This window comes from Pseudomonas sp. ENNP23 (genome assembly GCF_001728945.1).
GTDB lineage: Bacteria > Pseudomonadota > Gammaproteobacteria > Pseudomonadales > Pseudomonadaceae > Metapseudomonas > Metapseudomonas otitidis.
This window is the reverse complement of sequence record NZ_LYSP01000024.1, coordinates 39,160-60,232: the sequence shown is the minus strand read 5'-3', so window position 1 is coordinate 60,232 and position 21,073 is coordinate 39,160. Positions and strand designations below refer to the sequence as shown.

The 21,073-nt window shown below is 65.3% G+C and carries 19 protein-coding genes; 14 read left to right on the top strand and 5 right to left on the bottom strand.

All coding sequences use genetic code 11. From position 1 onward, the window contains the following. Entirely contained in the window at nucleotides 1–525 is a 525-nt protein-coding gene (locus A9G05_RS14835) for a CsiV family protein (protein ID WP_069561710.1), read from the bottom strand. Between the two features lie 11 nt (nucleotides 526–536). Continuing rightward, complete coding sequence (mfd, locus tag A9G05_RS14830) at nucleotides 537–3,989, bottom strand: transcription-repair coupling factor (protein ID WP_069561709.1); 3,453 nt, start codon at nucleotides 3,987–3,989, stop codon at nucleotides 537–539. 133 nt (nucleotides 3,990–4,122) lie between these two features. On the opposite strand from mfd, the gene A9G05_RS14825 reads away from it, so the two are divergent. The 11 genes from A9G05_RS14825 to sthA all read left to right on the top strand — a co-directional run bounded on the left by A9G05_RS14825 (nucleotide 4,123) and on the right by sthA (nucleotide 15,935). Then, nucleotides 4,123–5,589, top strand: a complete 1,467-nt coding sequence (locus tag A9G05_RS14825; RefSeq protein ID WP_069561708.1) for a glyceraldehyde-3-phosphate dehydrogenase — start codon at nucleotides 4,123–4,125, stop codon at nucleotides 5,587–5,589. Nucleotides 5,590–5,683: 94 nt separating this feature from the next. Then, the gene (locus A9G05_RS14820) at nucleotides 5,684–7,075 is read left to right on the top strand and encodes an amino acid permease (protein ID WP_069561707.1); all 1,392 of its coding nucleotides are present in this window, start codon (nucleotides 5,684–5,686) and stop codon (nucleotides 7,073–7,075) included. Between the two features lie 271 nt (nucleotides 7,076–7,346). Then, on the top strand, nucleotides 7,347–8,684 hold the full coding sequence (locus tag A9G05_RS14815; protein WP_069561706.1) for a Na(+)-translocating NADH-quinone reductase subunit A: 1,338 nt from the start codon (nucleotides 7,347–7,349) through the stop codon (nucleotides 8,682–8,684). A 1-nt stretch (nucleotide 8,685) separates the two neighbouring features. Further along, complete coding sequence (locus A9G05_RS14810) at nucleotides 8,686–9,897, top strand: NADH:ubiquinone reductase (Na(+)-transporting) subunit B (RefSeq protein ID WP_069561705.1); 1,212 nt, start codon at nucleotides 8,686–8,688, stop codon at nucleotides 9,895–9,897. Continuing rightward, complete coding sequence (locus A9G05_RS14805) at nucleotides 9,890–10,678, top strand: Na(+)-translocating NADH-quinone reductase subunit C (protein ID WP_069561704.1); 789 nt, start codon at nucleotides 9,890–9,892, stop codon at nucleotides 10,676–10,678. Before A9G05_RS14810 ends, A9G05_RS14805 begins: the two co-directional genes overlap by 8 nt. Beyond that, nucleotides 10,675–11,349 (top strand): NADH:ubiquinone reductase (Na(+)-transporting) subunit D, encoded by a 675-nt coding sequence (locus A9G05_RS14800; RefSeq protein WP_170832289.1) that lies wholly within the window; start codon nucleotides 10,675–10,677, stop codon nucleotides 11,347–11,349. The genes A9G05_RS14805 and A9G05_RS14800 overlap by 4 nt, the downstream gene beginning before the upstream one ends. Then, a complete protein-coding gene (gene nqrE, locus A9G05_RS14795; protein WP_069561703.1) occupies nucleotides 11,349–11,957 on the top strand; it encodes an NADH:ubiquinone reductase (Na(+)-transporting) subunit E in 609 nt (202 codons plus the stop codon). Before A9G05_RS14800 ends, nqrE begins: the two co-directional genes overlap by 1 nt. A 9-nt stretch (nucleotides 11,958–11,966) precedes the next feature. Further along, nucleotides 11,967–13,193, top strand: coding sequence for an NADH:ubiquinone reductase (Na(+)-transporting) subunit F (gene nqrF, locus A9G05_RS14790; RefSeq protein WP_069561702.1), 1,227 nt, complete (start codon nucleotides 11,967–11,969; stop codon nucleotides 13,191–13,193). Nucleotides 13,194–13,272: 79 nt separating this feature from the next. Continuing rightward, a complete protein-coding gene (locus A9G05_RS14785) occupies nucleotides 13,273–14,193 on the top strand; it encodes an FAD:protein FMN transferase (protein ID WP_371850567.1) in 921 nt (306 codons plus the stop codon). 2 nt (nucleotides 14,194–14,195) lie between these two features. Next, nucleotides 14,196–14,423 (top strand): (Na+)-NQR maturation NqrM, encoded by a 228-nt coding sequence (nqrM, locus tag A9G05_RS14780; RefSeq protein ID WP_069561700.1) that lies wholly within the window; start codon nucleotides 14,196–14,198, stop codon nucleotides 14,421–14,423. Between the two features lie 117 nt (nucleotides 14,424–14,540). Then, nucleotides 14,541–15,935 carry a Si-specific NAD(P)(+) transhydrogenase gene (gene sthA, locus A9G05_RS14775; RefSeq protein ID WP_069561699.1) on the top strand — a complete coding sequence of 465 codons (1,395 nt, stop codon included), beginning with the start codon at nucleotides 14,541–14,543 and terminating at the stop codon, nucleotides 15,933–15,935. Between the two features lie 223 nt (nucleotides 15,936–16,158). Here the strand turns inward: sthA and A9G05_RS14770 are convergent, their stop codons facing one another. From A9G05_RS14770 to A9G05_RS14760, 3 genes are read right to left on the bottom strand one after another with little or no spacing between them, the layout of a single operon-like run. Then, entirely contained in the window at nucleotides 16,159–16,878 is a 720-nt protein-coding gene (locus A9G05_RS14770) for a glycerophosphodiester phosphodiesterase (protein WP_069561698.1), read from the bottom strand. Then, nucleotides 16,875–17,168 (bottom strand): phosphodiesterase, encoded by a 294-nt coding sequence (locus A9G05_RS14765; protein WP_069561697.1) that lies wholly within the window; start codon nucleotides 17,166–17,168, stop codon nucleotides 16,875–16,877. Before A9G05_RS14765 ends, A9G05_RS14770 begins: the two co-directional genes overlap by 4 nt. Before the next feature lie 4 nt (nucleotides 17,169–17,172). Next, nucleotides 17,173–17,754 carry a PilZ domain-containing protein gene (locus A9G05_RS14760; protein WP_069561696.1) on the bottom strand — a complete coding sequence of 194 codons (582 nt, stop codon included), beginning with the start codon at nucleotides 17,752–17,754 and terminating at the stop codon, nucleotides 17,173–17,175. A gap of 98 nt (nucleotides 17,755–17,852) precedes the next feature. Here A9G05_RS14760 and A9G05_RS14755 point away from each other — a divergent pair, with 98 nt between their 5' ends. Genes A9G05_RS14755 through A9G05_RS14745 form a run of 3 tightly spaced genes read left to right on the top strand, consistent with a single transcriptional unit; the run spans nucleotide 17,853 to nucleotide 21,034 of the window. Then, nucleotides 17,853–19,103 carry a lipoprotein-releasing ABC transporter permease subunit gene (locus A9G05_RS14755; protein ID WP_069561695.1) on the top strand — a complete coding sequence of 417 codons (1,251 nt, stop codon included), beginning with the start codon at nucleotides 17,853–17,855 and terminating at the stop codon, nucleotides 19,101–19,103. A gap of 1 nt (nucleotide 19,104) precedes the next feature. Further along, nucleotides 19,105–19,788 (top strand): lipoprotein-releasing ABC transporter ATP-binding protein LolD, encoded by a 684-nt coding sequence (gene lolD / locus A9G05_RS14750; RefSeq protein ID WP_165664847.1) that lies wholly within the window; start codon nucleotides 19,105–19,107, stop codon nucleotides 19,786–19,788. Nucleotide 19,789: 1 nt separating this feature from the next. Continuing rightward, on the top strand, nucleotides 19,790–21,034 hold the full coding sequence (locus A9G05_RS14745; RefSeq protein WP_069561693.1) for a lipoprotein-releasing ABC transporter permease subunit: 1,245 nt from the start codon (nucleotides 19,790–19,792) through the stop codon (nucleotides 21,032–21,034). Nucleotides 21,035–21,073: the final 39 nt, after the last annotated feature.

Sequence of the window (21,073 nt, the reverse complement as noted above, 5' to 3'; positions counted from 1 at the left end):
TCAGAGCGGGTTGATGCGGATCAGGATGCCCAGGCTGGAGTGGTCGAGGTAGGTCAGCTCGCCGCTCTTCAGGCGGGTGCCCTGCTTGATGCGCTCGCCGCTGCTCAGCAGGCCGCTGGCATCGAAGCGGTTGACCCAGAAGTCGACGGACACATCGGTGAAGCGGCCCTGGCTCAGTTCCACGGTGCCTTCCACCGGGAAGTGGCCGAGCAGGCCTTCGCCGGTAGTGACGGCCACCTTGCTCGGGGTGGCGCCAATGCTCTGCGACCAGGCCTTGTGCAGCAGCACCTGGTAGCCGGCACCGGGGGTGAGGCGGGCGGCTTCGCTGTTCAGGTTGGTGGCGCGCTCACCGACGCTGGACAGGGTCTGGCTGCCGTTGGCCCAATCATCCGGGGCGTTCTGGCCGGCCGGGACCGGTTCGCCGGCCTGGCGGAAGAGGATCATCTCCACCTGATAGAGCCCGTCGGCGAAGGCGCTGGGAGCCACCAGGGCGAGCAGCAGGGTGATGAAACGGAACGCACGCATGGATCAGTCCTTTAAGCGGATTGCGGAACGAGGCGCTCGAACAGCGCCTCCAGTGTGTTGAAGCGTTCTTCCGGTCGCTCCATCGGGACCAGGAAGCGGAACAGCGTGGCGCCTTCGAACTTGTAGCGCTTGGGCTGGCCCTGGATCAGCTTGATCAGCACCAGCGGGTCGACGCAGGTGTCGGCGGCGAATTCTATCCGACCGCCCTGCGGGCCGGCGTCGACTTTCTTGATGCCGAGCTTTTCTGCCTGCAGTTTCAGCAGGGTCAGGCGCACCAGGTTCTTGGTCGGCTCAGGGAGCAGGCCGAAGCGGTCGATCATCTCCACCTGCAGTTCCTTCAGGCCGTCCTCGTCGGCGGCCGAGGCGATGCGCTTGTAGAGGATCAGGCGCGCATGCACGTCGGGCAGGTAGTCCTCGGGAATCAGCGCCGGTACCCGCAGGTTGATTTCCGGCCCGCCACCCAGGGGTTGCTCCAGGTTGGGCTGCTCGCCCTTCTGGATGGATTTGACCGCGCGTTCGAGCATTTCCATGTAGAGGGTGAAGCCCACGGCCTGGATCTGCCCGCTCTGGCCTTCGCCCAGCAGTTCGCCGGCGCCGCGGATCTCCAGGTCATGGGTGGCCAGTACGAAGCCAGCCCCCAGGTCCTGGGCGTTGGCGATGGCTTCCAGGCGCTTCTGGGCGTCCTCGGTCATCTGTTTGCGCGGCGGCGTCAGCAGGTAGGCGTAGGCCTGGTGGTGGCTGCGGCCGACACGTCCGCGCAGTTGGTGCAACTGGGCCAGGCCGAACTTGTCGGCGCGCTCGATGATGATGGTGTTGGCGCTGGGCACGTCGATGCCGGTTTCGATGATGGTGGAGGCCACCAGCACGTTGAAGCGCTTGTGGTAGAAGTCGCTCATCACCTGTTCGAGTTCGCGCTCGTGCATCTGCCCGTGGCCGATGCCGATACGGGCTTCGGGCACCAGTTCGGCGAGGTCGGCGGCGCACTTCTCGATGGTCTTCACCTCGTTGTGCAGGTAGTAGACCTGGCCGCCCCGCAGCAGCTCGCGCAGCAGGGCCTCCTTGATCACCGTGTTCTGCTGCTCCATGACGAAGGTGCGCACCGACAGGCGGCGTGCCGGCGGGGTGGCGATGATCGACAGGTCGCGCATGCCGGCCACGGCCATGTTCAGGGTGCGCGGGATCGGCGTGGCGGTGAGGGTGAGGATGTCCACCTCGCTGCGCAGGGCCTTGAGCTGCTCCTTCTGGCGCACCCCGAAGCGGTGTTCCTCGTCGATGATCACCAGGCCCAGCTGCTTGAAGCGGATGTCGCCTTGCAGCAGGCGGTGGGTGCCGATGACGATGTCCACCTTGCCTTCGGCCAGTTCGTTGGCGGCGCCTTCCACTTCCTTGGCGGTCTTGAATCGGCTCATCACCTCCACGCGCACCGGCCAGTCGGCGAAGCGGTCACGGAAGCTGTTGTAGTGCTGTTGTGCGAGGAGGGTGGTGGGCACCAGCACCGCCACCTGCTTGCCGCTGTGTACGGCGACGAAGGCCGCGCGCATGGCCACCTCGGTCTTGCCGAAGCCCACGTCGCCGCAGACCAGGCGGTCCATCGGCTTGGGCGCCAGCATGTCGGCGACCACGGCCTCGATGGCGGCCTGCTGGTCCGGGGTTTCCTCGAAGGGGAAACCGGCGGAGAAGGTAGCGTAGTCGGCCAGCGGGTCCTTGAAGGCATAGCCTTTTCGCGCAGCGCGGCGGGCGTAGATGTCCAGCAGCTCGGCGGCGACGTCGCGCACCTGTTCGGCGGCTTTGCGCTTGGCCTTCTGCCAGGTTTCCGAGCCCAGGCGGTGCAGCGGTGCCAGGGCATCATCGGTGCCGGTGTAGCGGGCGATCAGGTGCAGGCTGGCGACCGGCACGTAGAGCTTGGCTTCCTCGGCGTACTGCAGGGCGAGGAATTCGGCGGCCTGGCCTTCGATTTCCAGGGTGATCAGGCCGAGGTAGCGGCCCACGCCGTGGTCGATGTGCACCACCGGCGCGCCTTCGCGCAGTTCGGCGAGGTTCTTGATGACGTTGTCGCCACCGTCGCTGCGGCGTTCGCGGCGACGGCGCTGCATGACGCGCTGGCCGAACAGCGGGCTTTCGGCGACCAGCGCCAGGGCCGGCTCGTCCAGCAGCAGGCCCTCGTCCAGCGGCGCGATGGTGATGGCCAGGCGGTCGCTGCTGGCGACGAACTCCGGCCAGTCGGTCACTTCCTGCGGGCGCAGCTTGAGCCGGGCAAGCAGTTCCAGCAGCACTTCGCGGCGGCCGGCCGATTCGGCACTGAACAGCACGCGGCCGGGGAACTCCTCCAGGAAGCGGCGCAGGGCCGCCAGCGGCTCGCTGGCCTTGCCTTCGATGGCGAGGTCGGGCAAGGCGCGGGTGGGGAAGCGTTCGCGGCCCACGCCGGGCTCCAGGTCGCCGCGGTCGGCCACCACGCGCGGCGAGGCTTTCAGCCGGGCGAAGCAATCCTCCACCGGCAGGAACAGTTCGGCCGGCGGCACCAGCGGGCGTTCGGGGTCGACGCGACGCTCTTCATAACGGCTGCGCACGTCGCTCCAGAATTGCTCGGCGGCCTGTTCGATGCCGGGCAGGGAGAACACCTGGGTGTTGCCGGGCAGGTAGTCGAAGAGCGTCTCGGTCTCTTCGAAGAACAGCGGCAGGTAGTACTCGATACCAGCCGGGGTGATGCCGGTAGCCAGGTCCTGATAGATCGGGCAGCGACGGAAGTCGACGTCGAAGCGCTCGCGGAAGCGGCCGCGGAAGTCGGTGACCGCCTTCTTGTCCAGCGGGAACTCACGGGCCGGCAGCAGGCGGATCGACTCCACCTTGTCCACCGAGCGCTGGGTTTCCGGGTCGAAGGTGCGCAGGGTCTCGATCTCGTCATCGAACAGGTCGATGCGGTAGGGCAGGTCGCTGCCCATTGGGAACAGGTCGATCAGCGCACCGCGCACGGCGAACTCGCCGTGCTCGTAGACCGTTTCCACGCAGCGGTAGCCGGCCCCTTCCAGGCGCAGGCGCATCTGCTCCACGTCCAGCTTCTGGCCCACGTCCAGCACCAGGCTCGAACCCAGCAGGAAGCGCCGAGGCGGCAGGCGGTGCAGGGCGGTGGTGATCGGCACCACCAGCACGCCGTGGTTCAGTTCCGGCAGGCGATAGAGGCTGGCCACCCGCTGGGAAATGATGTCCTGATGCGGGGAGAACAGGTCGTAGGGCAGGGTTTCCCAGTCCGGGAAGTGCAGCACCGGCAGGTCCGGGGCGAAGAAGCCCAGTTCCTGCTCCAGGCGTTCGGCGCTCTGGCTGTCAGCGGTCAGCAACAGGGTGAAGCGTCGGGCAGCGCTCGCCGCTTCGGCGATGGCCAGGCCAAGGGCCGCACCGTTGAGGTTGCCCCACTGCTGCTTGCCGCTGGCGGTAGGGAGGGTCGGGAGACGCAGGACGGAGGCGGGCAAAAGGAGGCTCCGGTCGGAATTCGAACCGGGCGATTGTAACGATCCCGACCGCTGGATGTCAGTCTTGCGACGGCTGCAGATTGCCGGCGCTTGCGCGCGTCGTCATAATGTAGCCCCTTTTTTCATCCCCTACATGTGGAAGGTACTGCCCGTGACTCAGAAGCCCGACCAGTGTCTCGGTGAATGGATCGATCGTGAAGCCCTCGCGGAAGCGATGATTCCGCTGATCGGCCAGCTCTATCGCAATAACAATGTGGTCACCTCGATCTATGGTCGCGGCCTGATCAACCGTTCCGTGATCGACATCCTCAAAGCCCACCGTTTCGCCCGCCACCGCCTGGCCGACGAAACCGAACTGTCGGTCCACGACACCTTCCCGATCCTGAAGACCATGAGCGAGCTCAAGCTGGGCGCCGCTTCCGTCGACCTGGGCAAGATGGTCGCCAAGTTCAAGGCCGAGGGTGCCGGTCGCAGCCTCGAACAGTTCACCCAGGACGAACTGGCCGAACTGGTTGGCAAGCAGAACGGCGCTGCCCGTGAAGGCACCGACGTTGTCCTCTACGGCTTCGGTCGCATCGGTCGCCTGCTGGCACGCATCCTCATCGAGAAGACCGGTGGCGGCGACGGCCTGCGCCTGCGCGCCATCGTCGTGCGCAAGGGCGCCGAGAACGACCTGGTCAAGCGCGCCAGCCTGCTGCGTCGCGACTCCGTGCACGGTCCGTTCGACGGCACCATCGTCATCGACGAGGAGAACAGCACCCTCACCGCCAACGGCAACCTGATCCAGGTGATCTACTCCAACGATCCCGCCTCGGTCGACTACACCGCTTATGGCATCAAGAACGCCCTGCTGGTGGATAACACCGGCAAATGGCGTGACGCCGAGGGTCTGAGCCAGCACCTGAAGTGCCCGGGCATCGACCGCGTGGTCCTCACTGCTCCCGGCAAGGGCGCGCTGAAGAACATCGTCCACGGTATCAACCACGGCGAGATCACTGCCGACGACAAGATCATCTCCGCTGCCTCCTGCACCACCAACGCCATCGTGCCGGTGCTCAAGGCGGTGAATGACAAGTTCGGCATCGCCAACGGCCACGTCGAGACCGTTCACTCGTACACCAACGACCAGAACCTGATCGACAACTTCCACAAGGGCAGCCGCCGTGGTCGCAGCGCCGCGCTGAACATGGTGATCACCGAGACCGGTGCCGCCACCGCAGCCGCCAAGGCCCTGCCGGTGCTGAAAGGCAAGCTGACCGGCAATGCCATCCGTGTGCCGACCCCGAACGTCTCCATGGCCATCCTCAACCTGAACCTGGAGAAGGCCACCACCCGCGACGAGATCAACGAGTACCTGCGCCAGATGGCCATGCACTCCGACCTGCACAAGCAGATCGACTACGTCTCCTCCCAGGAAGTGGTGTCCACCGACTTCGTCGGCTCCCGCCACGCTGGCGTGGTGGATGCCGAAGCCACCATCTGCAACGACAACCGTGTCGTCCTCTACGTCTGGTACGACAACGAGTTCGGCTACAGCTGCCAGGTGGTCCGCGTGATGGAAGACATGGCTGGGGTTAACCCGCCGGCCTTCCCGCGTTAAGTCGCTGGTCCGTGAAAACGGGAGCTCTCGGGCTCCCGTTTTTCATTTTTCCGGCTGTAATCGCTAGACCCTTCCCCTCTTTTCGGAACTCCTGATGGACGGACAACAGCAGCACGCCGGCTCGCTCAAGCGCGGGCTGGAAAACCGCCATATCCAGTTGATCGCCCTAGGTGGCGCCATCGGCACCGGCCTGTTCCTCGGCTCTGCCGGGGTGCTCAAGTCCGCCGGGCCGTCGATGATCCTCGGCTACGCCATCGCCGGCTTCATCGCTTTCCTGATCATGCGCCAGCTCGGCGAGATGATCGTCGAGGAGCCCGTGGCCGGCTCCTTCAGCCACTTCGCCCACAAGTACTGGGGCGGCTATGCGGGCTTCCTGGCCGGCTGGAACTACTGGGTGCTCTATGTGCTGGTGGGCATGGCCGAGTTGACCGCCGTGGGCAAGTACATCCAGTTCTGGTGGCCCGACGTGCCCACCTGGGCGACGGCGGCAGCCTTCTTCGTGCTGATCAACCTGATCAACCTGGCCAACGTCCGGGTCTTCGGCGAGACCGAGTTCTGGTTCGCCCTGGTCAAGGTGGTGGCGATCATCGGCATGATCATCCTCGGCCTCTACCTGCTGGTCTCCGGTACCGGCGGCGAGCAGGCCGCAGTGAGCAACCTCTGGAGTCACGGCGGGTTCTTCCCCAACGGCCTGGAAGGGCTGGTGATGGTCCTGGCGATCATCATGTTCTCCTTCGGTGGGCTGGAGCTGGTGGGCATCACCGCCGCCGAGGCCAGCGAGCCGAAGAAGGTGATCCCGAAGGCGATCAACCAGGTCATCTACCGCATCCTGATCTTCTACATCGGTGCCCTCAGCGTACTGCTGATGCTCTACCCCTGGGACAAGCTGCTGGAAACGCTCAACGCCGCCGGCGACCCCTACAGCAGCAGCCCGTTCGTGCAGATCTTCTCGCTGATCGGCAGCGACACCGCCGCCCACCTGCTGAACTTCGTGGTGCTGACTGCCGCGCTGTCGGTTTACAACAGCGGCGTGTACTGCAACAGCCGCATGCTCTACGGCCTGGCCGAGCAGGGTGATGCGCCGAAGGCACTGCTCAAGGTCAACCGCCGTGGCGTGCCGGTGCTGGCCATTGGCGTGTCTGCGCTGATCACTCTGTTGTGCGTGCTGGTGAACTACCTGGCGCCCAAGCAGGCCCTGGAGCTGTTGATGGCGCTGGTGGTGGCGGCCCTGGTGATCAACTGGGCGATGATCAGTCTGTCGCACCTGATGTTCCGCAAGTCGTTGCAGCGCCAGGGCATCGAGCCCTTCTTCAAATCGCTCTGGTACCCCTTCAGCAACTACCTGTGCCTGGCCTTCGTGATGTTGATCCTGGGCGTGATGCTGATGATCCCGGGCATCAACGTCTCGGTCTATGCCATTCCGTTCTGGCTTGGATTTATTGCGATTTGTTACTGGGTTAGGCGCACCACCGGGGCGCGCCGGTAGAACCTGAAACGGGGGCCTTGGCCCCCGTTTTTCATGGTGTGGCGGGCTATGACCGTTCGTCCGCTGGCTGACTTCCGGTTGCCCGAATAGCTCTAACAGTCGGAAATTTAGGGACTTTCAGTGGCCGCTTGGGAAGTCGCCTCTTTATAATGCGCGGTTCTCGTCCCGGGGCCCTGCCGCATGCTGCGATTTCAGCCCAGCGCCTGCCTGGCGTTTGGCGGCTACTGTTCCACACCGGGACGAAACCCTTCTCAAGGTTCAGGCGAGAAACATGACAAGAATCAGACGGGGGTTGGACCTGCCCATCGCAGGCCAACCTGAGCAGCGCATCGAGGCTGCGCGAGCCGTGCGTAGCGTGGCCGTGATCGGCTTCGACTATCACGGCATGAAGCCCACCATGCAGGTGCAGGTCGGCGACCGGGTGAAGCTGGGCCAGGTCCTCTTCACCGACAAGAAGAGCCCCGGCGTAGCGTTCACCGCCCCGGCCGCGGGTGTGGTATCGGCCATCCACCGTGGCGAGCAGCGCGTGCTGCAGTCGGTGGTGATCGATGTGGACGGCGACGACGAAGTCGTCTTCGATACCTGCCCGGACAGCGCCCTGGATGCCCTCGAACCCCAGGCCGTGCGGGACAACCTGCAGCGTTCGGGGCTGTGGGCTGCGCTGCGCACGCGCCCGTTCAGCCGGGTGCCGGCTGTCGATGCCGTTCCCAGCTCGATCTTCGTGACCGCCCTCGATACCCACCCGCTGGCCGCTGATCCGCAACCGATCATCGCTGCCCATGCCGAAGACTTCGAGCGTGGCCTCAAGGTGCTGGCACGTCTCGGTCAGGTGTTCCTGTGCAAAGCAGACGGGGTCAGCCTGCCGGGCGAACAGGTTGCCGGCGTGCGCGCCGAGGCTTTCTCCGGCCCGCATCCGGCGGGTCTTCCGGGCACCCACATCCATTTCCTCGACCCGGTCAGCGCCACCAAGAGCGTCTGGCACATCGGTTATCAGGACGTGATCGCCGTCGGCAAGCTGTTCGCCACCGGCCGCCTGTGGGTCGAGCGTGTCGTGGCCCTGGCCGGCCCGGTGGTGGAGAAGCCGCGCCTGCTGGCCACCCGCCTGGGCGCCAGTCTTGACGAACTGACCGCCGGCGAACTCAAGCCCGGCGTCAATCGCGTGGTGTCCGGCTCCCTGTTGGGCGGTCGCACCTCCCGCGGCGCCTGCGCCTACCTGGGGCGCTACCACCTGCAGGTGTCCTGCCTCGCCGAAGGCCACGACCGCGAGCTGATGCACTACCTGCGCGCCGGCGTGAACAAGCACTCGGTGCTGAACATCTTCGTTTCCAAGCTGATGGCCGCCCGCCGGTTCGCCTTCAGCACCACCACCAACGGCAGTCCGCGCGCCATGGTGCCGGTGGGCAACTACGAGGCGGTGATGCCGCTGGACATCCTGCCCACCCAGTTGCTGCGCTACCTCATCGTCGGCGACACCGAGATGGCCCAGAAACTGGGCTGCCTGGAGCTGGACGAAGAAGACCTGGCGCTGTGCAGCTACGTGTGCGCCGGCAAGTACGAATACGGCCCCATCCTGCGGGACAACCTCAACCGCATCGAGAAGGAGGGCTGACATGGGCCTGCGCAAATTCCTCGACCGGATCGAGCACAACTTCGAGCAAGGCGGCCGCTTCGAGAAGTGGTACGCCCTGTACGAAGCGATCGACACCTTCTTCTACCGGCCGGCCAGTGTCACCCGGACCACGGCCCATGTGCGCGATGGCATCGACCTCAAGCGCATGATGATCACCGTGTGGCTCTGTACCTTCCCCGCGATGTTCTTCGGTATGTGGAACGTCGGCTACCAGGCCAACCTGGTGTTCGCCCAGAGCCCTGACCTGCTGGCCGCCCAGGATGGCTGGCGCTTCGCGCTGATCGGCAGCCTGGCCGGCTTCGACCCCAACAGCCTGTGGGACAACATCATCCAGGGCGCCGCCTGGTTCCTGCCCATCTACGCCGTGACCTTTATCGTCGGCGGCTTCTGGGAAGTGCTGTTCGCCGCCATCCGCCGCCATGAAGTGAACGAAGGCTTCTTCGTCACCTCCGTGCTCTTTGCCCTGACCCTGCCGCCGAGCATCCCGCTGTGGCAGGTGGCCCTGGGCATCAGCTTCGGCGTGGTGCTGGGCAAGGAAGTGTTCGGCGGTACCGGCAAGAACTTCCTCAACCCCGCCCTGGTGGGCCGTGCCTTCCTGTTCTTCGCCTACCCGGCGCAGCTCTCCGGCGACAGCGTGTGGACGGCGGTGGACGGCTTTGCCGGCGCCACGTCCCTGAGCCTGGGCGCTGCCGGTGGCGTGGAGAACATCGTCGGTCACGGCATCACCTGGATGGACGCCTTCCTCGGTACCATCCACGGCTCCATCGGCGAGACCAGTACCCTGGCCATCTTCATCGGCGGCGGTGTGCTGCTGCTGACCCGCATCGCCGCCTGGCGCATCGTCGTCGGTGTGCTGCTGGGCATGATCGCCACCAGCACGTTGTTCAACGCCATCGGTTCCGACACCAACCCGATGTTCGCCATGCCCTGGTACTGGCACCTGGTCCTCGGCGGCTTCGCCTTCGGCATGATGTTCATGGCCACCGACCCGGTGTCCGCCTCCATGACCAACACCGGCAAATGGCTGTTCGGCGCACTGATCGGCCTGATGGTGGTGCTGATCCGCGTGGTCAACCCCGCCTTCCCCGAAGGCATGATGCTGGCGATCCTCTTCGCCAACCTCTGTGCACCGCTGATCGACCACTTCGTCGTCCAGGCCAACATCAAGCGGAGGCTGGCACGCCATGGCTAACCAGAAGGAATCCACGATCCGCACCCTGCTGGTGGCCCTGGTGGTCTGCCTGGTGTGCTCCATCTTCGTCGCCGGCGGGGCGGTGGCCCTCAAGCCGGTGCAGGTGGAGAACCGCGAGCTGGACAAGCAGCGCAGTATCCTCTCCATCGCTGGCCTCGGCCAGCCGGGCATGTCCGCCAGCGAAGTGAAGGCGCTCTATGCCGAGCGCATCACCGCCAAGGTGGTGGACCTCTCCAGCGGTGAGTACAGCGACGCCATCCAGGCCGCCGGCTTCGACCCGCTGAAGGCCGCCAAGGACCCGAAGCTCTCCGACGCCCTGCCGGGTGACCAGGACATCGCCTCCATCAAGCGCCGCGAGCGCTTCACCACCGTCTACCTGGTGGAGAAGGACGGCCAGTTGGACACCCTGATCCTGCCGGTGCGTGGCTACGGCCTGTGGTCGACCCTGTATGGCTTCCTCGCCCTCAAGGGTGATCTCAATACCGTGGTCGGCCTCGGCTTCTACCAACACGGCGAGACGCCCGGCCTCGGCGGCGAGGTGGACAACCCGAAATGGAAGGCGCTGTGGAACGGCAAGAGCCTGTTCGATGAGCAGGGCCAACTGGCCATCCAGATCATCAAGGGCAGTGTCGAGCCCGGTTCGCCCAGCGCCAGCCACCAGGTCGACGGCCTGGCCGGTGCCACGCTGACCAGCAAGGGCGTCAACAACCTGCTGCATTTCTGGCTCGGCAAGAACGGCTTCGGCCCCTTCCTGGCCAAGCTCAACGACGGGGAGGCATGAACATGGCGCAACCCACGATCCGCTCGGTCCTGCTGGACCCGATCCTGCACAACAACCCCATCGGCCTGCAGATCCTCGGCATCTGCTCGGCCCTGGCGGTCACCTCCAACCTGAAGACCGCGCTGGTGATGTCCATCGCCCTGACGCTGGTGACCGGCTTCTCCAACCTGTTCATCTCGATGATCCGCAGCCAGATCCCCAGCTCGATCCGCATGATCGTGCAGATGGTGATCATCGCCTCGCTGGTGATCGTGGTCGACCAGGTGCTCAAGGCCTATGCCTTCAGCCTGTCCAAGCAGCTCTCGGTGTTCGTCGGCCTGATCATCACCAACTGCATCGTGATGGGCCGCGCCGAGGCCTTCGCCATGGCCAACCCGCCGCTGCTGTCGTTCTTCGACGGCATCGGCAACGGCCTCGGCTACAGCGCCATGCTCATCGCCCTTGGTGTGATCCGCGAGCTGTTCGGCTCCGGCAAGCTGCTGGGCTACGAGATCCTCCCGGTGATCAACGACGGCGGCTGGTATCAGCCCAACGGCATGCTGCTGCTGCCGCCCTCGGCCTTCTTCCTCATCGGCCTGATCATCTGGGCCCTGCGCAGCTGGAAGACCGAGCAGAAGGAAGCCCCGTCCTTCAAGATCGCGCCCCAGGTATCCAACAAGGAGGCCTACTGATGGAGCACTACATCAGCCTGTTCGTGAAGGCGGTGTTCGTCGAGAACATGGCCCTGGCCTTCTTCCTCGGCATGTGCACCTTCATCGCCATTTCCAAGAAGGTGGAAACCGCCATCGGCCTCGGCATCGCCGTGATCGTTGTGCAGGCCATCACCGTGCCGGCCAACAACCTGCTCTACACCCTCCTGCTCAAGGACGGGGCGCTGGCGTGGGCCGGCCTGCCGGACGTGGACCTGTCGTTCCTCGGCCTGCTCAGCTACATCGGGGTCATCGCCGCCATCGTGCAGATCCTCGAGATGCTGCTCGACAAGTACGTGCCCTCGCTCTACAACGCCCTCGGCGTGTTCCTGCCGCTGATCACGGTGAACTGCGCCATCATGGCCGGCTCGCTGTTCATGGTGGAGCGCGACTACAACCTGAGCGAAAGCGTGGTCTACGGCGTCGGTTCCGGCTTCTCCTGGGCCCTGGCCATCGCGCTGCTCGCCGGCATCCGCGAGAAGCTCAAGTACAGCGATGTACCCGAGGGCCTGCAGGGCCTGGGCATCACCTTCATCACCATCGGCCTGATGTCGCTGGGCTTCATGTCCTTTTCGGGCGTCCAGTTGTAAGGAGACGACATGCCGAGTTTCGAAATCTTCCTCGCCATTGGCATGTTCACCGCCATCGTCCTCGCGCTGGTGGTGGTCATCCTCGCCGCCCGCGCCAAGCTGGTGTCCAGCGGCGACGTGAACATCGTGATCAACCGTGAACGCACCATCACCGTCCCGGCCGGCGGCAAGCTGCTGCAGACCCTGGCGGCGCAGAACATCTTCCTCTCCTCGGCCTGCGGCGGCGGCGGTACCTGCGCTCAGTGCAAGTGCGTGGTGGAGAGCGGTGGCGGCGAGATGCTGCCCACCGAGGAGTCCCACTTCACCCGCCGCCAGGCGAAGGAAGGCTGGCGCCTGTCCTGCCAGACTCCGGTGAAGCAGGATATGCACATCGAAGTACCCGAAGAGGTCTTCGGGGTGAAGAAGTGGGAATGCACGGTGGAGTCCAACCCCAACGTCGCCACCTTCATCAAGGAGCTGACCCTGCGCCTGCCGGAAGGGGAGAGCGTGGATTTCCGCGCCGGTGGCTACGTCCAGTTGGAATGCCCGCCCCACGTGGTCAATTACAAGGACTTCGACATCCAGCCCGAGTACCGCGCCGACTGGGACAAGTTCAACCTCTGGAAGTACGTTTCCAAGGTCGACGAGACCGTCATTCGCGCCTACTCCATGGCCAACTACCCGGACGAGAAGGGCATCGTGAAGTTCAACATCCGCGTGGCCTCGCCGCCGCCGGGCAAGGACGAGATCCCTCCGGGCAAGATGTCCTCCTGGGTGTTCAACCTCAAGCCGGGCGACAAGGTCACCGTGTACGGCCCCTTCGGCGAGTTCTTCGCCAAGGAGACCCAGGCCGAGATGGTCTTCATCGGAGGCGGTGCGGGTATGGCGCCCATGCGCTCGCACATCTTCGACCAGCTCAAGCGCCTGGGCTCCCAGCGCAAGATCAGCTTCTGGTATGGCGCGCGCTCCCTGCGTGAAGCCTTCTACACCGAGGAGTACGACCAGCTGGCCGCCGAGAACCCCAACTTCCAGTGGCACCTGGCGCTGTCAGACCCGCAGCCCGAGGACAACTGGACCGGCTACACCGGTTTCATCCACAACGTGCTGTTCGAGAACTACCTCAAGGACCATCCGGCCCCCGAGGACTGCGAGTTCTACATGTGCGGCCCGCCGATGATGAACGCGGCAGTGATCAAGATGTTGTTGGACCTGGGCGTCGAGCGCGAGAACATCCTGCTGGACGACTTCGGTGGTTAAACCTTTTGTATTGCTGCTTTCGGCCAGCTTCCTGCTGGCCGGTTGCGGCGACTCCCTGGAACAGTTCGGCGGCCCGACCATGGGCAGCAGCTACTCGGTGAAGTACGTGCGCAACGCGTCCGGGCCCTCCGTGGAGCAGGCGCGGGGCGAAGTGGAGGGCATCCTCGCCGAGATCGACCGGCAGATGTCCACCTACCGCGCCGACTCCGACGTGGAGCGCTTCAACGCCCTGCCGGCAGGCCGCTGCATGGTCCTGCCGGCGCCCATGCTGGAACTGGTGGCCTTTGGCGACAGCCTGTCCGCACAAAGTGACGGCGCTTTCGACATGACCCTGGAGCCGCTGCTCAACCTCTGGGGCTTCGGCCCGCAGTCACGAGGCGACCAGGTGCCCAGCGCCGAGGCCATCGCCACGGCCCGGGCCGATGTCGGTCACCAGCACCTCAAGCGCCAGGGCAACGAGCTGTGCAAGGACGCCGCCGTGCAACTGGATTTCAACGCCATCGCCGCCGGCTACGCCGTGGACCGTGTCACCGCTCGGCTGGGCGAGCTGGGCGTGACCAGCTCCCTGGTGGAGATCACCGGGGAAATGAAGGCCGTCGGCCGCAAGCCCGACGGCAGCCCCTGGCGCGTGGCCATCGAAGCACCGCGCGACGACCGCCAGGTGGCACAGAAGATTGTTGCATTGCAGGACATGGGCATTTCCACCTCAGGCGACTATCGAAACTACTTCGAGCGGGGTGGTCAGCGGTATTCTCACACCCTCGATCCCACGAGCGCTGCACCGATCACCCACCACCTGGCAGCCGTGACGGTCATCGACCCGTCGGCGCTGAGGGCTGACGGACTGTCTACGCTGTTGATGGTGCTCGGCCCCGAGGCCGGCCTGTCGTTTGCCGACCGCCACGACATCGCCGCGTTCTTCGTAACCCGTGAAGGCACGGGCTTCACCACCCGCGGCAGTCGCCGCTTCGAGCAACTGTTCCCCACGGAGGCGCACTGAACATGACTTGGCTACTGGTCTTCCTGATCATGCTGCTGGTGGTGCTGGGCATGGCCGTTGGCGTGATCATGGGGCGCAAGCCCATCGCCGGTTCCTGCGGTGGCATCGCCAACCTGGGAATCGAGAAGGAATGCTCGATCTGTGGTGGCAATCGCGAAAAGTGCGAGGAGGTCAATCGCACTGGCGATGTAGTGGATGCGGAACTCGCCTACGACGCGACCAAGCGCTAATGTGCAGCGCCATGCAGTGTGACTAAGCTGCGCGCCGAATTCGAATTGCCACGGCCGCTGGTGCCGTGGCCCCGCCGGGGGCGCTGACGACCCTCGGTCCGTGTATGAGGAGTAAGCATGGCTGTCTACAACTACGACGTAGTGGTGCTGGGTTCCGGCCCGGCGGGTGAGGGTGCGGCAATGAACGCCGCCAAGGCGGGCCGCAAGGTCGCCGTGGTGGACAGCCGCCGCGAAGTCGGCGGCAACTGCACCCATCTGGGCACCATCCCTTCCAAGGCCCTGCGTCACTCCGTCCGACAGATCATGCAGTTCAACACCAACCCGATGTTCCGCCAGATTGGCGAGCCGCGTTGGTTCTCCTTCCCCGACGTGCTCAAGAGCGCCGAGAAGGTCATCGCCAAGCAGGTGGCCTCGCGCACCGGCTACTACGCCCGCAACCGCATCGACACCTTCTTCGGCACCGGCAGCTTCCATGACGAGCAGACCATCGAAGTGGTGTGCCTGAACGGCGTGGTGGAGCGCCTGGTGGCCAAGCAGATCATCGTCGCCACCGGTTCACGCCCCTACCGCCCTGCCGACGTCGACTTCACCCACCCGCGCATCTACGACAGCGACACCATCCTCGGCCTGACCCACACCCCGCGCCGGATCATCATCTACGGAGCCGGGGTGATCGGTAGCGAATACGCCTCGATCTTCAGTGGCCTGGGCGTGCTGGTGGACCTGATCGACAACCGCGACCAACTGCTCAGCTTCCTCGACGACGAAATCTCCGATGCCCTCAGCTACCACCTGCGCAACAACAACGTGCTCATCCGCCACAACGAGGAGTACGAACGCATCGAAGGGGTGGACAACGGTGTGGTCCTGCACCTGAAGTCCGGCAAGAAGATCAAGGCCGACTGCCTGCTGTGGTGCAACGGCCGTACCGGCAATACCGACCGCCTGGGTCTGGAGAACATCGGCATCAAGGTCAACAGCCGTGGCCAGATCAGCGTCGACGAACACTACCGCACCGAGGTCAGCAACGTCTTCGCCGCCGGTGACGTGATCGGCTGGCCTAGCCTGGCCAGCGCCGCCGCCGACCAGGGCCGCTCCGCTGCCGGCAGCGCTGTGGAGAACGATAGCTGGCGCTTCGTCGATGACGTGCCCACCGGCATCTACACCATCCCCGAGATCAGCTCCATCGGTAAGAACGAGAAGGAACTGACCCAGGCCAAGATCCCCTACGAAGTCGGCAAGGCTTTCTTCAAGGGCATGGCCCGTGCGCAGATCGCCGTGGAACCGGTGGGGATGCTGAAGATCCTGTTCCACCGCGAGACCCTGGAAGTGCTCGGCGTGCATTGCTTCGGCTACCAGGCTTCGGAGATCGTCCACATCGGCCAGGCGATCATGAACCAGAAGGGTGAAGCGAATACCATCAAGTACTTCATCAACACCACCTTCAACTACCCGACCATGGCGGAAGCCTATCGGGTGGCGGCGTTCGACGGCCTCAACCGGCTTTTTTGAGCGGCACCGGCCGGGCGCCTGAACCGGCCGGGGAGGACCCTCTCGGGGAACCGGCCAACTGGCATTGGCCTAATCGCGAGAGCTTCTGATCAGGCAGCGCCCATGAAAAAACCGGCCCAACTGGCCGGTTTTTTCGTGTCTGCCGTCAACCGTAGGGTGGGCTTCAGCCCACCGCCTGCCCAAGCCGTACGTAGCCGGGCTTCAGCCCGGGAACAACGAGGCTTCATCGTGGCAACGTGCTCACCGCCACGCCAGGGAAGTCGGTGATGATGCTGTCCACGCCGAAGTCGGTGAGGCGCCGCATCAGGGCCGGCTCGTTCACCGTCCACACCGATACGTGCAGCCCCTGCTTCTGAGCCCGCAGCATGCGCTCCGGTGTGCACAGGGTCCAGTTCAGCGCCAGCAGGCTGCAGCCGTGATGGGCAGCGACCTTCAGCGGATCGAGCCAGGCGTATTCCGCAACCAGCCCGCGGGACAGCTTCGGCGTCAGCCTGTTCAGCGCGCGCAGCACCTCGCGGGAGCTGGAGGTGACCGTCACCTTGTCCATCAACCCGTAGTGCTCGGCCAGTTCCTGGATCGCCAGTACGGTACGCGCGGCGCGCACGCGGGAGGCGCTCTTCACCTCCAGTTGCCAATGCTCGAAGTCGCAGCGCTCGAACAGCTCGGACAGGCGCGGGATGGGGCAGGGGCTGACCCAGCCCGGGCCACCTTGGCGCGCGTCGTACTTCACCAGTTCATCGGCATCGTGCTCCACCACCTTGCCGCGGCGGCCTGTGGTGCGCTTGAGGGTCGGGTCATGGATCACCATCAGCTCGCCGTCGCGGGACAGATGCAGGTCCAGCTCGCAACGCTTGACGCCGTGGGACAGGCATTGCTGAAAGCTGGCCAGGGTGTTTTCCGGGCATTCGCCCTTGGCGCCGCGATGGCCGTAGATCAGGGTCACTGGGAAACCTCGGGGTTGCGGGGTTGGTGGTGGCGAACGCTGTCGATCACGCGGCCGCTCTCGAAATAGACGGAGAACTCACGGTAGTCCCAGCGGGCGATCGGCGGCTTGCCGACAGCCGGGTGTTCCTCGTCCGGGAGGCCGAAGCGCTCCAGCACGGCGCGTTGCGACTCACCGCGCGCAGGCAGCGGGGTACCGCTGTCGCCTTGCTGGCCCAGCGGAATTTCCAGGGTGTCGGCGAGGGCGGGGAGGGGCAGGGCGAGGCAGAGCAGAAGCAGCAGACGCAACATGGATTCATCCTGAAGACGGGCGTTGGCGGGCCAGGCGACGGACCTGAGCCTGTTTCTGCAGGATATGCCGGGCCAGCAACTGGCGCTGTGCGTCAGTCAGCGCTTCGAATTCGGTGCCCAGCTCGTACTGGCCATCCTCGCGCGGCTTGCAGTGGATCACCACCGCGCGCAGCAGCAGGCCAAGCGCCTGGGGCATCAGCACCATCTTGATCGCCAGGTGGGTGCCTTCTGCGAACGCCTGCGCCGTGACGAAACCCACGCCGCCTTCGGAGAGCGTCACCTGCCGGGGCGGGCCGATGTCGCGCATCAGGCTCTGGGCCACTGCCTGGCCCAACAGGTCGATGCGCTTGTTCATCACCTTCAGGTAGTTGGCCAGGGTGCGGTCACGCTCGGCGATGTGGCGCAACAGGTGCTGGGACTCGAAGTCCATCAGGTGCAGGTCGCTGAGCAGGTTGAACAGCGGGGAAGGGTCCTGGAGGGCTTCCCCAGCCTGCGCCTGGGCGCTGGAAAGCGGCGTGAATTCCAGTGCGATCGTGTCTTCGATGCGGTAGTATTCGCGGCGATCATCCGCGTCTCGTGTCGACATGGCGAACCCATGGCAGCAGTGGTGGTCAGAGTGTAAACGCTGCTTGCCAAGCCCCGCCACAAGGACGTTTCCTTCTTCGCCCGCGAACGACTTTCCCTATGTTCAGACCGCTGCCCCTGTTTATCGGCGCACGCTACACACGCGCCAGACGTCGCAGTTACTTCGTTTCATTCATCTCGCTGACGTCCATGATCGGCCTCGCCCTCGGCGTGCTGGTGATGATCCTCGTGCTGTCCGTGATGAACGGCTTCGACCGGGAGATGCGCGAGCGCGTGTTGGGCATGGTGCCCCACGCCACCCTCGAATCCGCCGTGCCGATCAACGACTGGCAGGCCCTCGCCGAGCAGGTCCGGCAACAGCCGGGCGTGGCCGCCGTGGCGCCCTACATCCAGATGCAGGGTCTGCTGACCAGCAATGGCCAGGTGCAGAAGGTGCTGGTGAATGCGGTGGAGCCCGACCTCGAAGGTGCCGTGTCGATCATCGGCAACTTCATGCAGCAGGGCAGTATCCAGGACCTGCGCCCGGGCGAGTTCGGCATCGTCATCGGCGACCGTGCCGCCGCCAAGCTGGGGGTGAAGATGGGCGACAAGGTCACCATCGTCCTCCCCGAAGTCTCGGTGACGCCGGCCGGGGTCTTCCCGCGCATGAAGCGCTTCACCGTGGTCGGCCTGTTCCATGTCGGCGCCGGTGAGCTGGATGGCTTCCTGGCGCTGACCAACCTGCAGGACACCGCCCGCCTGCACCGCTGGAAACCCGAGCAGGTGCAGGGGCTGCGGCTCAAGCTGGACGACCTGTTCCAGGCCCCGCAGATCGCCTGGCAGATCGCCGGGCAGCTCAAGGGCGAGGACTTCTACGCCCGCGACTGGACCCGCACCCACGGCAACCTCTACCAGGCCATCGGCATGGAGAAGACCATGATCGGCCTGTTGCTGCTGCTGATCGTCGCCGTGGCCGCCTTCAACATCATCTCCACCCTGGTGATGGTGGTGACCGACAAGAAGGGCGACATCGCCATCCTCCGCACCCTCGGCGCCACGCCGGGGCAGATCATGGGCATCTTCATGGTCCAGGGCACGGTGATCGGCGTGGTCGGCACTGCCATCGGCTGCGTGCTGGGCGTGCTCGCCGCCCTCAACATCAGCGCCGCCATCGACGGCCTGGAGCAGCTGATCGGCCACAAATTCCTCAGCGCCGAGGTGTACTTCATCGACTACCTGCCCTCCCAGCTCAAGCTGGAGGACGTGGTCCTGGTCTGCGGCGCTGCTCTGATCCTGAGTTTCTTCGCCACCCTTTACCCGGCCTGGCGTGCCTCCCGCACCCAGCCTGCTGAGGCGCTTCGTTATGAGTGACGTGAAAGACCGCGCGGTGCTGAGCTGCCGCAACATCGCCAAGAGCTACGAGGAAGGCCCGCAGTCCGTGCAGGTGCTCAGCGGCGTCGAACTGGAGCTGAACCCTGGCGAGCGCGTGGCCATCATCGGCAGCTCCGGCTCCGGCAAGAGCACCCTGCTGAACATGCTCGGCGGCCTCGACGTGCCCACCACCGGCAGCGTTTGGCTGGCCGGCGAAGAGCTCTCCGCCCTCAACGAACGCGCCCGCGGCCTGCTGCGCAACCGCGCCCTCGGCTTCGTCTACCAGTTCCACCACCTGCTGCCGGAGTTCACCGCCCTGGAGAACGTCTGCATGCCGCTGCTGATCGGCCGCACGCCGATCGCCGAGGCCCGCCAGCGCGCCACCGCGCTGCTGGAGCGCGTCGGCCTCGGCCATCGCCTGACGCACAAGCCGGCGGAGCTCTCCGGTGGCGAGCGCCAGCGCGTCGCCATCGCCCGGGCCCTGGTCAACAACCCGGCGCTGGTGCTGCTCGACGAGCCCACCGGCAACCTCGACCAGCACACCGCCCAGGGCATCCAGGAACTGATGCTGGAACTGAGCCAGTCGTCGCGCACCGCCTTCCTGGTGGTCACCCACGACCCGCAACTGGCCCGGCAGATGGACCGCGTGCTGCGCCTGGAAGACGGCCGGCTGGTGGCTGCCTGACATGTTCAGACCGCTCGCCGTCTTCGTCGGGGCACGCTACGTGCGCGCCAAGCGACGCAATCACTTCATCTCCTTCATCTCCCTGACCTCGATGATCGGGCTGGCGCTGGGTGTGCTGGCGATGATCGTGGTGCTCTCGGTGATGAACGGGTTCCAGAAGGAAATGAGCTCGCGCATCCTCGGCATGGTGCCTCACGCCACCCTCTCCGGGCCCGAGCCGCTGGCCGACTGGCGCCAGGTGGCCGAAGCCGCCTCGCGCAACCGCAGCGTCACCGGCGTGGCGCCGTTCGCCGAGCTGGAGGGCATGCTCTCCTTCAAGGGGCTTATGCAGCCGGTGCAGATCAACGGCATCGACCCGGCGGAAGAACCCAAGGTCTCCATCATCGGCCAGCACATGGTGCAGGGCTCGCTGCGGGACCTGCGTCCCGGTGAATCCGGCATCGTCATCGGCGAGATCACCGCACGGCGCTTCCGCCTCTCGGTGGGCGACAAGCTGACCCTCATCGTCCCCGAGCTGAGCAGCGCTCCGGGCGGCATCACCCCGCGCATGCAGCGCTTCAATGTGGTGGGCGTGTTCAAGGTCGGCGCCGAACTGGACAGCACCCTGGCGCTGATCAACGTCGCCGACGCCTCCGACGTGCTGCGCCTGCCGGAAGGTACCGTGCAGCGGGTGCGCATCGCCCTCAAGGACCTGTACCAGGCGCCCCAGGTGTCCGCCGAGATCGTCCGGCAACTGGGCGCGGGCTATCGGGCCGACGACTGGACCCACACCCAGGGCAGCCTGTTCAGCGCGATGAAGATGGAAAAGACCATGATCGGCCTGCTGCTGATGCTGATCGTCGCCGTGGCCGCCTTCAACATCATCGCCACGCTGATCATGGTGGTCGCCGACAAGCGCGCCGACATCGCCATCCTCCGCACCCTGGGCGCCACGCCACGGCAGATCATGGCCGTGTTCATGGTCCAGGGTAGCGTCATCGGCAGCGTCGGCACCCTGATCGGCACCCTGCTCGGCGTGATCACGGCGCTCAATGTCAGCACCTGGATCGCCGCCCTGGAGCGTGCCACCGGGTTGCACATCTTCAGTTCCGACGTGTACTTCGTGGCCTACCTGCCGTCCGACCTGCAGGTGGGCGATGTGGTGATGGTCTGCGGGGCGGCCTTGCTGATGAGCTTCCTCGCCACCCTCTACCCGGCCTGGCGTGCCGCCCAGACCCACCCGGCCGAGGCCCTGCGCTACGAGTGATTCCCGCCCGGGTGTTGCAGACGAAAAAACGCCGCAGTG

Bases quoted from the DNA above. Each gene is read 5' to 3' on its own strand.
- A9G05_RS14760 (WP_069561696.1), bottom strand. From the start codon at position 17,754: ATGTCGACACGAGACGCGGATGATCGCCGCGAATACTACCGCATCGAA.
- A9G05_RS14825 (WP_069561708.1), top strand. From the start codon at position 4,123: ATGTGGAAGGTACTGCCCGTGACTCAGAAGCCCGACCAGTGTCTCGGT.
- nqrM (WP_069561700.1), top strand. From the start codon at position 14,196: ATGACTTGGCTACTGGTCTTCCTGATCATGCTGCTGGTGGTGCTGGGC.
- nqrF (WP_069561702.1), top strand. From the start codon at position 11,967: ATGCCGAGTTTCGAAATCTTCCTCGCCATTGGCATGTTCACCGCCATC.
- sthA (WP_069561699.1), top strand. From the start codon at position 14,541: ATGGCTGTCTACAACTACGACGTAGTGGTGCTGGGTTCCGGCCCGGCG.
- A9G05_RS14835 (WP_069561710.1), bottom strand. From the start codon at position 525: ATGCGTGCGTTCCGTTTCATCACCCTGCTGCTCGCCCTGGTGGCTCCC.
- A9G05_RS14820 (WP_069561707.1), top strand. From the start codon at position 5,684: ATGGACGGACAACAGCAGCACGCCGGCTCGCTCAAGCGCGGGCTGGAA.
- A9G05_RS14765 (WP_069561697.1), bottom strand. From the start codon at position 17,168: ATGTTGCGTCTGCTGCTTCTGCTCTGCCTCGCCCTGCCCCTCCCCGCC.
- A9G05_RS14745 (WP_069561693.1), top strand. From the start codon at position 19,790: ATGTTCAGACCGCTCGCCGTCTTCGTCGGGGCACGCTACGTGCGCGCC.
- A9G05_RS14810 (WP_069561705.1), top strand. From the start codon at position 8,686: ATGGGCCTGCGCAAATTCCTCGACCGGATCGAGCACAACTTCGAGCAA.
- A9G05_RS14755 (WP_069561695.1), top strand. From the start codon at position 17,853: ATGTTCAGACCGCTGCCCCTGTTTATCGGCGCACGCTACACACGCGCC.
- A9G05_RS14805 (WP_069561704.1), top strand. From the start codon at position 9,890: ATGGCTAACCAGAAGGAATCCACGATCCGCACCCTGCTGGTGGCCCTG.
- nqrE (WP_069561703.1), top strand. From the start codon at position 11,349: ATGGAGCACTACATCAGCCTGTTCGTGAAGGCGGTGTTCGTCGAGAAC.
- A9G05_RS14785 (WP_371850567.1), top strand. From the start codon at position 13,273: ATGGGCAGCAGCTACTCGGTGAAGTACGTGCGCAACGCGTCCGGGCCC.
- A9G05_RS14815 (WP_069561706.1), top strand. From the start codon at position 7,347: ATGACAAGAATCAGACGGGGGTTGGACCTGCCCATCGCAGGCCAACCT.
- A9G05_RS14800 (WP_170832289.1), top strand. From the start codon at position 10,675: ATGAACATGGCGCAACCCACGATCCGCTCGGTCCTGCTGGACCCGATC.